Origin of the sequence: Flavihumibacter petaseus NBRC 106054 (assembly GCF_000974785.1) — a bacterium.
Taxonomy (GTDB): Bacteria; Bacteroidota; Bacteroidia; order Chitinophagales; family Chitinophagaceae; genus Flavihumibacter; species Flavihumibacter petaseus.
Window position 1 is genome coordinate 1,718,396 of the sequence record NZ_BBWV01000001.1, and the last position, 12,468, is coordinate 1,730,863.

The following is a 12,468-nucleotide window of genomic DNA, read 5'->3' on the forward strand; positions in this document are numbered from 1 at the left end:
GTCGTTTCTTATATTGCCGCTTCAATCTAACATAACTTCATACATGAGGAAACTTTTATTCGTGCTGGGTTTATTTCCGGCAGCCCTGGCAATCGGGCAGAAGAAGGCCAACCCCCAAAAAATAGCCGCGTCTATTACTGAAGAGGACCTGAAAAGGCACCTGACCATCGTTGCCGGCGCCGATATGGAAGGCCGGGAAACAGCAACAGAAGGACAAAAAAAGGCAGCTGCCTACATCGAACAGCATTTTCGTTCACTCGGCCTGCTGCCAGGGAACAAAGACAGCTACCAGATGAATTTTCCGGTATTCCGGGATTCCCTGGTGAGCAGCAAACTGGCTGTGAATGAGCAGCCTTTCACCGTTAACACAGATTACCAGCCGTTCCTGCAGGTTACGCGCCCCGGCGGGCAGTATTTTTCAGAAGTAGTGTTTGCCGGTCATGGTATCGTTGATTCTGCGTGGGATGACTATGCGGGCCTGGAAGTAAGGGGTAAGGCAGTATTGCTGCTCGACGGTGTTCCGTCCAGTTATACCACTACGAAAAAAGGTTTCCGCTCACCCGGAAATTTTTATGGCAAATACCTCAATGCCGTTAAGAAAGGCGCTGCAGCCGTTTTGCTGGTAGGACCCAATTTCCCCAGGAAGGAGACGCCTGCCCTCGGCAATATGTACACGAATCTTTACTCTGCAGAACAGCCGGCAAGCCTGTATACGATATCCGCCGGCCTCGCCAAATCCCTTGTCGGGGAGGATTGGTCCGGGCTGGAAAGCGGCGGCAAATCCGGAAAAGTAGCCGGAAAGGTTTATTCCACCCGGTTGATGCTGGAGCTGGACAAGCAGATCATGAAACTCAGCAGCAGTAACGTCCTGGGATACCTGGAAGGAACTGACAAGAAAGACGAATGGCTGATCATCACGGCCCATTATGATCACCTTGGCAAGCGGGGAAATGTGATCTATTATGGCGCTGATGATGACGGATCAGGTACAGTGGGTGTACTGGAGATCGCTGAGGCTTTTGTTAAGGCCAAAGCGGCCGGAAAAGGCCCCCGCCGGAATATCCTGTTCATGACAGTCAGCGGAGAAGAAAAGGGTCTCTGGGGTTCTGAATATTTCAGTGAGCATCCCTCCATCCCCATGGATAAAGCCACTGCCGACCTGAATATTGATATGATCGGAAGGGTGGATACGGAAAGGAAAACGCCCGATACGCTGAACTATGTGTATGTAGTAGGAGATGACAAACTGAGCACGGAACTCAAGCCGCTGAGCGAATCGATCAACAAAAAATACGTGAATATGGTGCTGGACTACCGGTTCAACGATCCGAATGACCAGAACCAGATCTATTTCAGGAGCGACCACTACAACTTTGCAAAGAAAGGTGTGCCGGTGATCTTTTATTATGACGGCATGCTGCAGGCAGACTATCACAAGCCGACTGATACTGTTGACAAGATCGATTTCCCGTTGCTGAAAAAACGCGCACAGCTGGTATTTTATACCGCCTGGGAAATGGCTAACCGCGACAACCAGATCAAAAGAGATCTTCCCATACCAACCATGACCCGGAACTGATGATGATCCGGTAAAGACAACAAAAAAGCGGCCAAAAGGCCGCTTTTTTAATTTTATCGGGGAGCTGATTACCAGCCCAGGATATAGGCGAATATGAGTGGTGCAACGATGGTCGCATCACTTTCCACAATGTATTTCGGTGTGTCGATGCCCAATTTTCCCCAGGTGATCTTTTCGTTGGGAACGGCACCGGAGTAGGATCCGTAGGAAGTTGTGGAATCACTTACCTGGCAGAAATAACTCCAGAAGGGTACATCATGCCATTCGAGATCCTGGTACATCATGGGTACCACGCAGATCGGGAAATCACCGGCAATACCACCGCCCAGCTGGAAAAAGCCAACACCTTTACCGCCGCTGTTCTGGCGGTACCAGTCAGCCAGCCAGACCATATATTCGATGCCGCTTTTCATGGTAGTAGCCTTCACTTCGTTTTTGATCACATAGGAAGCGAAGATGTTGCCCATGGTGCTGTCTTCCCAGCCACCGACAACGATCGGTACATTTCTTTCAGCAGCAGCGATCATCCAGCTGTCTTTCGGATCAATTTCATACCCTTCTTTCATCACGCCGCTGAGTAGTAGCTTGTACATGAATTCATGGGGAAAATAGCGTTCGCCGGCTGCGTCTGCATCTTTCCAGAGTTTAGAAATATGGTCCTGAATCTTACGGAATGCTTCTTCTTCAGGGATGCAGGTATCGGTCACCCGGTTCAGGCCGCGCTCGAGCAGTCCCCATTCTTCCTGGGGGGTGAGGTCACGGTAGTTGGGGATTCTTTCATAATGGCTGTGGGCAACCAGGTTCATGATGTCTTCTTCCAGGTTGGCACCGGTACAGGAAATGATGTCCACTTTGCCCTGCCGGATCATTTCTGCCAGCGAAACACCCAGTTCTGCAGTACTCATGGCGCCCGCAAGGGTAACCATCATCTTCCCGCCTTCCAGGAGATGTTTCTCATAACCTTTGGCCGCATCCACCAATGCAGCTGCATTGAAGTGACGGTAATGGTGCTGAATGAACTGTGATACCGGTCCTTTGCTCATGACTTTTCAGATTTAGGGCACAAAAATAGGTGAAATAAAAACAGCCCCGCCAGGAAGCGGAGCTGTTTACTTTCCAACAAAACCTCAGAGAAAAACGTGAATTATTTGTTTGACATCTGGTATTCGGACCATTGTGAGCCATTTTCGCTTCTCAGCGTGATGCTCTTGTCTGCACTTTCCAGATGCACATAGTAAAATGTTTCATTGTCCTGCACCAGTTCAAAAAGTTCGGTGATCCAGTAACCGGAATAGTCTTCCTTAAGGCTGGTCATCAGGTTGATGGGCAACTGATGAGAGAGGATGTTGCGGTACACGCCCATTGTTTTGCCATCGTCATTCAGTACGGCGAACATTACCTGCCCGTTGTAGCTGAACTGAACTTTGTGATAGGCGCCTACCTTTGACCAGGTGGCTTGTTGAGCGCCGGCAAATTCTTTTTTGAAGGACTTTTCTACGCGTTGCTTAACTGCCTCTTTCTTTTCATTCCTGTTGTTGGTGTTAGCGAAGGCGGTGGATAAGGTGAGGAGTACAATTGCGATGACTCCTGTGATGCTCTTTTTCATTTTGATAAGGTTTATAAAGTTGTTGTGCTGTTTGTTATTGTGACGCAGCAGGCAACAAAAAGGTTACAGTTTATTTTTTACTTTTTTGAATACACTGATATTACCGGAAGGAGTTGCAGAAACGATCATGGATGATTTCTGTCCGTGCAGGGTAATATGATAAGTTGTGTTTCCGCCACTGATGTGTTCGATCACATTCTTCACAATATGGTCAGGATAGCGGTCCTGGATTGCCTTTGTTACAAGAATGGGAAGATTTTCGATGCTGATGTAGCGGGCAGTTGCCACCATTTCTCCATCGGCATTGTAGAACGCACTCAGTTCAGTGTTGCGGAAGTTGAAAGTTGCCTGATACAATCCGGCATCGTCAAGTGATTTCCACTGTACATTTTTCGCGTCTGCGAATTCGCTGCGGAAGGACTCGAGAACTTTACCAGTAACAGGATCTACACTTGCAAAGCTGGACAGACTTACAAAAGCTGTAGCGGCGATGATGATGAACTTTTTCATAAAATAACATTTGAAGGTTTAATGATCAATTGTGTTTGATTGGTTTGACGATGTAAAAGTATTTTGGTTACAGACGCGTGTCAAGCAAATAGTGAACAGTGGTGAAAGAGATTTCAGAAACTTTCGACGAACGACAGATTTAGCTTTTCCGGGCATTGATTAAACCGCTGAAAGCGGCGCCAGATCAGCGTTTGAGAAAAAGTGTTAAATAAAAAGTAAAACCTGGTTAAGCCATGGTTAAATTAGAGAAGTGGAAATGGCTTCTTACAAAATGATGACCGTAATATTCATGGAAAGTTTGTAAAAGCTGATTATCTTACTAAGCTTGTTCGTGTATGCATAAACTTTTGTGTACGATATTGATGCTCAGCTGTATCGTTTCCGTACAGTCACAAACCGGTGACCGTCCGCAAACTCCCCATCCACCTTATCCTTATCAATCAGATTCACTCGTGTATCAGCCGGAAGGCGACAGTTCACGATACGGAATAACGGTAACGAAGCCGTCAACCGGTGGTCCGTTTGCTTCCTTTCTGCTCATTACGGGATCTGGCCCGCAGGACAGGGATGAAACTATTTTACGTCATAAGCCATTTGCTGTACTCGCAGATTTTCTTACCCGCCAGGGTTATCTGGTCATGCGGGTGGATGACCGGGGCGTGGGCCAGTCAAACGGTAATTTCGCTGGTGCTACCAGTTTCGATTTCGCCTCCGATGTTCAGAAACAACTGGCTTTCCTGCGTTCGCTTCCACAGGTGGACAAAAAAAGAATAGGGCTGATCGGTCATAGTGAAGGAGGAATGATCGCGCCGATCGTTGCCAGCCGGGATAAGCAGATCGCTTATATGATCCTCCTGGCCGGGCCCGGTGTTCCGATCGGACAATTGATGGGTGAACAGAACCAGGCAGTGCTGCAGTCGGCAGGAGTAGATTCACTTGCTGCGCTTTCCTATGGCAAATTCTTCGCGGCAACAATGCCTGCCGTGGCTGCCGCACCCACGCGTGACAGTGCCGCCCGTATACTTTCGGAACAGCTCAACACCTGGCGACAGGCCGAACATCCCAACCGGGTATTCGCCACTACTGCGATAAGGAATGACTCAGGCGCGGTTATTTATCAGCAACGAGTACTGCAACAGATTTACTCGCCCTGGTTCCGCACGTTTCTGGGGTATGATCCCGAACTTTACCTGGAAATGGTAACCTGCAAGGTGCTTGCTTTGAATGGCGCCAGGGATATCCAGGTATTGCCCGATTCAAACCTGGAAGGCATCCGGAAAGCACTGGCCGGGTCGTCGCAAACGGCCACGATAGAAAAACTCCCCGGGCTCAACCACCTGTTCCAGACCTGCAAATTGTGTACGGTGCAGGAATACGGAATCCTGACAGAAACATTATCTCCCGTTTTGCTGGATCGCCTTGCCGACTGGCTTAAAAAAAATGCCGCTACGCCATGAATTATTTAGCGCATGCATTTCTCTCTTTTCGCCAACCGGAAATCCTGGTGGGAAATATGACCAGTGATTTTATAAAAGGCAAATCGAAATTCAGCTTTCCTGAAAAAATTCAACAGGGCATTGCACTGCACCGTGCCATTGATCAGTTTACCGATGATCATAAGGTCAATGCCAGGGCCAAAACCATTTTTAAGCCCGCTGTAGGCCTTTATGCCGGTGCCTTCCTGGATGTTGCCTATGACCATTTCCTGGCAAACGATCGTCTTGTATTTGCCGACGACAACCTTCCCGCATTCAGCCAGTGGGTATATGGCACACTGGAAAACCGGTTGGAGGACTGTCCGGCCCGTTTCAGGGACATTTTTCCATACATGAAACAATACGACTGGCTGACCAATTACAGCAGCAGGGAGGGTATTGAAAAAAGCATGGCCGGACTGGTGCGGAGAGCAAAGTATCTTCAGGACCATGGCCCCGTGTTTGAATTGTTTAACAGGGAATACGAAACGCTCGAAGCCTGCTACCAGCGGTTTTTCCCGGAGCTGCTCTTATTTGTCAACAATTATTTTAAGAAACATTTGTTGCCACCGCAACCTGGCATCTGATAAACATGAACGCTGAGCTTTATTTTTGCCGCATGAAAAAACTAGTTTTTGCCAGCCTGATGATGGGAATTTCCCTGGGCACATTCGCCCAGTCAAAATTTCCTGTGGTAGATAAGTCTTCCCTGGATGAAAGTTACTATCCCGCGAATTACCCGATCCTGAAGATCCAGGATAAGGCGACTGAGCCCTTGCTCGCGCGGGTGGTATACAGCCGGCCGTTGAAGAATGGCAGAAAGGTATTTGGCGAGCTGGTGGAATATGGTACGATCTGGCGCCTTGGAGCCAACGAAGCTACAGAACTGGAACTGTTCAAAGACGCGAAGATCGGCGCCTCCAAAGTCAAGAAGGGCCGCTATACGCTTTATGCGATTCCTGAAGAAAACAAGTGGACCCTCATCCTGAATAAGGAGACCGATACCTGGGGGGCTTTCCGCTATGATCAGAAAAAAGACGTTGCCCGCGTAGACCTTCCGGTTCAACGGACGGGTGAAGACCTGGAAGCATTCAGCATGTATTTTGAGAAAAACAATGGCACCATTCACCTCGTCATCGGATGGGACGATGAGAGCGTTAGAATGCCCATTCAGTTTTAAACATCATTATGTGCGGGATCGCCGGAATATTTTGTCCTGACCCGGAACCTGACCGGGCGCATGAACATCGCCGGTCAACAGGACTGATGACGGATGCCCTGCGTCACCGGGGCCCTGACGGGCAGGGTACCTGGAACAATCCCGGCGAATCGCTTTTTTTCGGTCACAGGCGTCTGGCGGTGATTGACCTGAGCCCGGCTGCAGCCCAGCCGATGCACCTGGGTAACCGTTATACGATCGTTTACAACGGCGAAATCTATAATTACATGGAGCTGAAGGCGCAGTTACAGCAGGAAGGCGCGTCGTTCAGCACCGGTTCAGATACGGAAGTCATCCTCCAGGGATTTCACTATTGGGGGGCTTCCCTGGTGCACCAACTGGATGGCATGTTTGCCTTCGCCATCTGGGACGAGCAGGAAAAGACGCTTTTCCTGGCGCGGGACCGATTTGGTGAAAAGCCCCTGTTTTATCATTTTGACGGGGAGGGCCGTTTCCATTTTGCTTCAGAAATGAAAGCTTTTTGGGCGGCCGGGGTTTCCAGGCTACCGGATCCGGCAGCGGTGACCTTTTTCCTGGCCACCGGTAAATCCAACCCGGCACTTTCCGCTGAAAATACCTTCTACCAGCAACTCTACCAGGTACCACCGGCATCCTACTGTTCCGTAAGGAAGGGAAATGACGCCCTCCTGCTGGAAAGGACCATCTATTGGGATATTGATAAACAGGTTACCTGGAAGGGTACTGATGCGGATGCAGTACAGCAATTCAGCCAGCTGCTCGAAGATTCAGTTTATAAACGACTCCGGGCCGATGTACCCTGCGGCAGTTCCCTGAGCGGCGGGGTAGACAGTGGCAGCATTGCATTTTTCATGTCGCAACTGATGCAGCAACCCTATTCAGGGTTTTCGGCAGTATTTCCCGGTTATGAGAAAGATGAAAGTGTATCGATAGCCGCACTTAGGGAACAGCTGGCTATCAACAGCGTACTGGTGCATCCTGATGCGAATGAACTGAATGACCAGCTTGATGGGATGCTGTACCACCAGGAGGAACCGGTCGGCTCAGCCAGCGTTTTCGCACAATACCTGGTTTATGCCGCGGCCCGGAAGACAGGTGTAACAGTTTTGCTGGATGGCCAGGGTGCCGACGAATTGCTCGGTGGCTATGAATCCACCACGCATTGGTATCTCCAGGAGCTCTGGCGAAAGGATAAGACCGCTGCCCGGGAAGCTGTGAAGCGGTTCCGGAACAACGGCTGGCGTGGGCCCTGGGGCTGGAAAAATTATATGGCCGCCTGGTTTCCGGCGGCTGCACAAAATGCCCTGATCCGAAAAGAAAAACACACGATAACCGCCACACCGTTTCTGCATCCCGACCTGGAAACAGACTTTCCCTATGAGGTATTGTACAAGCCTTTGGTTACTGGTTTGAATGACCTGCTCTACGACGAGCTGACCCGTTCAAGGTTACCGGAACTGCTGCGTTATGCCGACCGGAACAGCATGGCTTTCGGCCGGGAGATCCGCCTGCCCTTTTTGCAACCTGATCTTGTCAGTTTTACCTTCAGCCTGCCTGCCTCGCTGAAAGTGAGAGATGGCTACCGCAAGTGGATCCTTCGCCAGGCGATGCATCAAAAGCTTCCGGACAAGATTGTCTGGCAGGTTGGAAAGATAGGTTTCGAACCGCCACAGGCTTCCTGGATGCAGCATAGCCTGATCCGTGACCGGATCCGGGAAAGCAGGAAAAAACTGGTGGAGAAGGGATGGCTTACCAGCAAGGTGCTGGATGCACCTTTTCAGCCTGCCACCGCCTTTGATGCCAACAATTACGACTGGCGGCACCTGGTATTGGCTTCTCTATAAATAATGCAACTTTACCACTCAAATAAGGTCCATTCTATATGAAGCTTGCAACAAAAATGATCCATGCCGGTGCGCATCCCGATCCGGGAACCGGAGCCATCATGACCCCGATTTTCCAGACTTCAACCTATGTACAGGAAGCGCCGGGTAAGAACAAGGGATTTGAATATGCCCGCTCGCAGAATCCTACCCGCCAGGCGCTTGAGGAGGCGTTTGCCCTGATTGAAAATGGAAAATTCGGACTGGCTTTCAGCAGTGGTGTTGCGGCTACAGATGCCGTGATCAAACTGCTGTCGCCCGGAGATGAAGTGATTGCAGCAAGTGATATGTATGGGGGTACTTATCGCCTGTTTACAAAAGTGTTTGAACGATTCGGGATAGTGTTCCGGTATGTGGATACCACCAACCTGGAGGAAGTTGCCGCAGCAGTTACCCTCAATACCCGGCTCATTTGGCTGGAGACGCCAACCAACCCGCTGATGAATGTAACGGATATTGAAGGCGTGAGCCAGATCGCAAAAAAAGCCGGCGCACTGCTCTGCGTGGACAATACCTTCGCGAGTCCCTATCTGCAGAATCCACTTGACCTGGGTGCTGATATCGTGATGCATTCCGCCACCAAGTACCTGGGTGGCCACAGTGATGTGATCCAGGGCGCACTCATGATGAATGACAGCACCCTCCGGGAAAAATTGTATTTCATTCAGAAAAGCTGTGGTGCAGTTCCGGGACCAATGGATTGTTTCCTGGTTTTACGGGGCATCAAAACACTGCACCTCCGGATGCAGCGGCATTGTGAGAACGGTGCCGTGGTCGCACACTGGCTGAGAAATCATCCCAAAGTGGGAAAAGTGTATTGGTGCGGCTTTACCGATCATCCGGGTTATGCGATTGCCAGCCGTCAGATGCGGGGATTCGGCGGCATGATGAGTTTTGAACTGAAAGACGATAGCCTGCAGGCGGCGCAACAGGTATTGAGCAGTACGCACCTGTTTGCTCTCGCGGAAAGCCTGGGTGGTGTTGAATCGCTCATCAATCACCCAGCTTCCATGACGCACGCCTCCATTCCCAGGGAAGAAAGGCTGAAAAACGGACTGACGGATTCCCTGATCCGCCTGAGTGTAGGCGTTGAGGATGCGGAAGATCTAATTGCAGACCTGACCACAGCAATCGGTTAATATCAATCCACCAAATGAATAAATATCTAACGGCACTGCTCCTCCTGGCGGGAGCAGAAGTGTTTGCGCAACCCGCTTCCGGTCCCATCAATACCGTGAATTTCTCACAGGTAAAAGTGACGGATCCTTTCTGGAAAGGCCGTATGGAAACGGTAGCAACGTCTACCCTGCAGGCCTGCATGCTGTATACGGAAACGAAAACTGCCCGCATCAGGAATTTTGAAAATGCCGCTGCGAAGAAAGGCAAACATGAAGGCATTTATTTTGACGATTCCGATGTTTACAAGGCGATTGAAGCGATGGCCTATTCGCTGAAGAACCATCCCGATGCAGAAGTCGAAAGGAAAGCAGACGAATGGATCAGTAAAATTGCCGCAGCGCAGTTGCCGGACGGCTATATCAATACCTATTACCAGCTGACCGGTCTTGACAAGCGCTGGACCGATATGGAAAAGCACGAAGATTATTGTGCCGGTCACCTCATTGAAGCTGCTGTTGCCTATTACAATACAACAGGGAAGAAACAGCTGCTCGACGTGGCCATGAAGATGGCTGATCATATTGACACCTGGTTCCGGCAGTCCGGCAAACACTGGGTGAGCGGCCACCAGGAGATTGAGCTGGCCCTGATGCGGTTATACCACCTGACCGGGCAGCGGAAATACCTGGACATGGCCCAGTGGTTTCTAGACCAGCGGGGATATGGTTATGGTAAAGGGGTGATCTGGGATGAATGGAAAGATCCTGATTACTGCCAGGATGGTACCCCGGTGAAGGAGCAGCGGCAGATTACAGGGCATGCCGTGCGGGCGATGTATCTCTACACCGGTGCAGCTGATGTGGCGGCCGTTACCAACGATCAGGGTTATATGACTGCTATGAAAGCCGTGTGGGATGATGTGATCAACAGGAATCTGTACATCACGGGCGGGATCGGCGCACAGGGAAAGAATGAAGGATTTGGTGTTGACTATGATCTGCCTAACCTGACTGCTTATTGCGAAACCTGTGCGTCTGTTGGCATGGTCTTCTGGAACCAGCGCATGCATGCACTGACCGGCGAAGGAAAATATACCGACGTGCTGGAAAGAAGTCTTTATAACGGGGCGCTGGATGGCCTGTCGCTTTCCGGCGATCATTTCTTTTACGGCAATCCGCTTGCGTCATCCGGAAATTATGCAAGGCGCGAATGGTTCGGCACTGCGTGTTGCCCTTCTAATATTGCCCGCCTGGTGGCATCGCTGGGCAATTATATTTATAGTGTTTCTCCCGGAGCTGCTTGGGTGAATCTCTATATCGGCAGTGCCGTATCGCTTCCGTTTGGAAAAGAAAAACTTGATCTCTCCCTGACCACCGGCTTTCCCTGGAATGGCAGAACAACTATTGCTGTTGGCAATGCCCCGCGCAAGTCCATGCAACTGCGGCTGCGCATACCTGGTTGGCTCAGTACGCCGGTCGCGGGAGACCTGTATCACTTCACCGATACCTTATCCGATCAGATGGTGATCAAGGTGAACGGAAAGCCGCAGCCTTTTCTCCAGGATAACGGTTATGCGGTGATTGACAGGAAATGGAAACGTGGAGACAGCATCAGTATTGAAACGCCGATGCGTGCCAGATGGATTCAAAGCAATACCGCACTCCGCGAAAACACAGATCGTGTTGCCCTTCAGTATGGCCCACTGGTATACTGTGTAGAGGGCGCTGATAATGGCGGGAATGCCTGGAATTTCATTATACCACCAGCCGCTAAAGTTGTACCAGGATTTGAACCGCAATTGCTGGGTGGTGTGAACAGGCTTTCGATCGATGGTAAAGTTGCCGCACCTGCTGACGGTGGCACACAGATCAGATGGGAGAACAAAACCATTTATGCGATTCCGTTTTTTTCGTGGAACAACCGGGGCGCGGGTGAAATGCAGGTCTGGCTGCCAACGGCGGTACATTCAGTGAAAATCAACGAGTGAAAAACAGGGAAGCTATAATTGTTTTCCTGAACAGGAAGGTTGAGGAATATAACCGGCAGGCATTTATTGCCGATGACCCCATCGCTGTTCCGCATCGCTATCAACGGTTGCAGGATATTGAGATTGCGGGATTTTTCAGTGCGATTTTCGCCTGGGGAAACAGGAAGACGATTATTCAAAAGGCGTTGACATTGCTGGAGCTGATGGGAGAAAGTCCGTACGAGTTCCTGGTCAATCACCAGGAAGCGGACCGGGTCAGGTTTCTGAATTTTTCACACCGCACTTTTAACGCCACTGACCTGTTGTATTTCGTGGAGTTTCTGCAGCAGCATTACCGTCGGGAAAAGAGTCTTGAAACGGCATTCCTTAAAGGACATCATCCTGGTGATCCGGACATCACCGGGGCATTGAATGGTTTCCACCGGTATTTTTTCTCCCTGGAAGAATATCCGCCGAGAACGCTCAAGCATATTGCAGCACCCTGGAAAGGATCAACCTGTAAAAGGCTGAACATGTTCCTGCGGTGGATGGTGAGAAAGGATGGCAACGGGGTGGATTTTGGCTGCTGGAAAGGCATTGGCATGCACCAGCTGATCATTCCGCTGGATGTGCATGTGGCCAGAGTATCGCAGCGGCTCGGGTTGCTGGAACGGGAGTCGGTTGACTGGAAAGCGGCCCAGGAACTTACGGCATGGCTGCGCACACTGGATGCGGATGACCCTGTTAAATATGATTTCGCCCTTTTTGCCCTGGGCATTGTCGAAAAATTCTGATCTATGGATCTCGCATTGCAACTGAACGAACAGATAGGCTCAGCACTGGCTCCCAACCAGGATGAACGCTCCCTCCGGCAGGCGCTGGCATATTGGGTGAACGAATTGTTGCTGCACGATTTCAACCGATTGATCAACGTGTTGTACCGCGTGGATGTCGATGAACAGAAATTGAAATTCCTGCTGAAGGAAAAGGTAAATGAAGATGCCGCACAGATCATTGCCGACCTTCTGATAGAAAGGCAGCTGCAGAAATACAGGAAGAGATCTTCTTTCGAAGATCCCGATACTGCTGAAGGAAATGAGGAAGAAGAGCGCTGGTAACTGATGCGTTTATC

General features: G+C 50.3%; 12 protein-coding genes. 9 read left to right on the forward strand and 3 right to left on the reverse strand.

Going from position 1 to position 12,468, the window contains the following annotated elements; genetic code table 11:
* Window positions 1-43: 43 nt before the first annotated feature.
* Window positions 44-1,579, forward strand: a complete 1,536-nt coding sequence (locus FPE01S_RS07210; protein WP_046368096.1) for a M28 family peptidase — start codon at window positions 44-46, stop codon at window positions 1,577-1,579.
* Window positions 1,580-1,647: 68 nt separating this feature from the next.
* On the opposite strand, the gene FPE01S_RS07215 is transcribed toward FPE01S_RS07210, so the two are convergent.
* The 3 genes from FPE01S_RS07215 to FPE01S_RS07225 form a co-directional block, all read right to left on the reverse strand.
* A complete protein-coding gene (locus FPE01S_RS07215) occupies window positions 1,648-2,622 on the reverse strand; it encodes a deoxyhypusine synthase family protein (RefSeq protein WP_046368097.1) in 975 nt (324 codons plus the stop codon).
* A 101-nt stretch (window positions 2,623-2,723) separates the two neighbouring features.
* Entirely contained in the window at window positions 2,724-3,185 is a 462-nt protein-coding gene (locus tag FPE01S_RS07220; protein WP_046368098.1) for a hypothetical protein, read from the reverse strand.
* Between the two features lie 63 nt (window positions 3,186-3,248).
* Complete coding sequence (locus FPE01S_RS07225) at window positions 3,249-3,695, reverse strand: hypothetical protein (protein WP_046368099.1); 447 nt, start codon at window positions 3,693-3,695, stop codon at window positions 3,249-3,251.
* A 335-nt stretch (window positions 3,696-4,030) separates the two neighbouring features.
* On the opposite strand from FPE01S_RS07225, the gene FPE01S_RS07230 reads away from it, so the two are divergent.
* Genes FPE01S_RS07230 through FPE01S_RS07265 form a run of 8 tightly spaced genes read left to right on the forward strand, consistent with a single transcriptional unit; the run spans window position 4,031 to window position 12,454 of the window.
* Window positions 4,031-5,152, forward strand: coding sequence for an alpha/beta hydrolase family protein (locus FPE01S_RS07230; protein ID WP_083990158.1), 1,122 nt, complete (start codon window positions 4,031-4,033; stop codon window positions 5,150-5,152).
* Complete coding sequence (locus FPE01S_RS07235; protein WP_046368100.1) at window positions 5,149-5,757, forward strand: acyl carrier protein phosphodiesterase; 609 nt, start codon at window positions 5,149-5,151, stop codon at window positions 5,755-5,757. The genes FPE01S_RS07230 and FPE01S_RS07235 overlap by 4 nt, the downstream gene beginning before the upstream one ends.
* 32 nt (window positions 5,758-5,789) lie before the next feature.
* On the forward strand, window positions 5,790-6,350 hold the full coding sequence (locus FPE01S_RS07240) for a DUF2911 domain-containing protein (protein WP_046368101.1): 561 nt from the start codon (window positions 5,790-5,792) through the stop codon (window positions 6,348-6,350).
* An 8-nt stretch (window positions 6,351-6,358) separates the two neighbouring features.
* Window positions 6,359-8,212 (forward strand): asparagine synthase (glutamine-hydrolyzing), encoded by a 1,854-nt coding sequence (gene asnB / locus FPE01S_RS07245; RefSeq protein WP_046368102.1) that lies wholly within the window; start codon window positions 6,359-6,361, stop codon window positions 8,210-8,212.
* 38 nt (window positions 8,213-8,250) lie between these two features.
* The gene (locus FPE01S_RS07250; protein ID WP_046368103.1) at window positions 8,251-9,390 is read left to right on the forward strand and encodes a cystathionine gamma-synthase; all 1,140 of its coding nucleotides are present in this window, start codon (window positions 8,251-8,253) and stop codon (window positions 9,388-9,390) included.
* A gap of 14 nt (window positions 9,391-9,404) precedes the next feature.
* Complete coding sequence (locus FPE01S_RS07255) at window positions 9,405-11,357, forward strand: glycoside hydrolase family 127 protein (protein WP_046368104.1); 1,953 nt, start codon at window positions 9,405-9,407, stop codon at window positions 11,355-11,357.
* The gene (locus tag FPE01S_RS07260) at window positions 11,354-12,130 is read left to right on the forward strand and encodes a TIGR02757 family protein (RefSeq protein WP_046368105.1); all 777 of its coding nucleotides are present in this window, start codon (window positions 11,354-11,356) and stop codon (window positions 12,128-12,130) included. The genes FPE01S_RS07255 and FPE01S_RS07260 overlap by 4 nt, the downstream gene beginning before the upstream one ends.
* A 3-nt stretch (window positions 12,131-12,133) precedes the next feature.
* Window positions 12,134-12,454, forward strand: a complete 321-nt coding sequence (locus tag FPE01S_RS07265; protein WP_052955573.1) for a hypothetical protein — start codon at window positions 12,134-12,136, stop codon at window positions 12,452-12,454.
* Window positions 12,455-12,468 lie beyond the last annotated feature (14 nt).

Coding starts and splice junctions, on each gene's coding strand:
- FPE01S_RS07210 (WP_046368096.1), top strand. CDS start 44: ATGAGGAAACTTTTATTCGTGCTGGGTTTATTTCCGGCAGCCCTGGCA.
- FPE01S_RS07215 (WP_046368097.1), bottom strand. CDS start 2,622: ATGAGCAAAGGACCGGTATCACAGTTCATTCAGCACCATTACCGTCAC.
- FPE01S_RS07220 (WP_046368098.1), bottom strand. CDS start 3,185: ATGAAAAAGAGCATCACAGGAGTCATCGCAATTGTACTCCTCACCTTA.
- FPE01S_RS07225 (WP_046368099.1), bottom strand. CDS start 3,695: ATGAAAAAGTTCATCATCATCGCCGCTACAGCTTTTGTAAGTCTGTCC.
- FPE01S_RS07230 (WP_083990158.1), top strand. CDS start 4,031: ATGCATAAACTTTTGTGTACGATATTGATGCTCAGCTGTATCGTTTCC.
- FPE01S_RS07235 (WP_046368100.1), top strand. CDS start 5,149: ATGAATTATTTAGCGCATGCATTTCTCTCTTTTCGCCAACCGGAAATC.
- FPE01S_RS07240 (WP_046368101.1), top strand. CDS start 5,790: ATGAAAAAACTAGTTTTTGCCAGCCTGATGATGGGAATTTCCCTGGGC.
- asnB (WP_046368102.1), top strand. CDS start 6,359: ATGTGCGGGATCGCCGGAATATTTTGTCCTGACCCGGAACCTGACCGG.
- FPE01S_RS07250 (WP_046368103.1), top strand. CDS start 8,251: ATGAAGCTTGCAACAAAAATGATCCATGCCGGTGCGCATCCCGATCCG.
- FPE01S_RS07255 (WP_046368104.1), top strand. CDS start 9,405: ATGAATAAATATCTAACGGCACTGCTCCTCCTGGCGGGAGCAGAAGTG.
- FPE01S_RS07265 (WP_052955573.1), top strand. CDS start 12,134: ATGGATCTCGCATTGCAACTGAACGAACAGATAGGCTCAGCACTGGCT.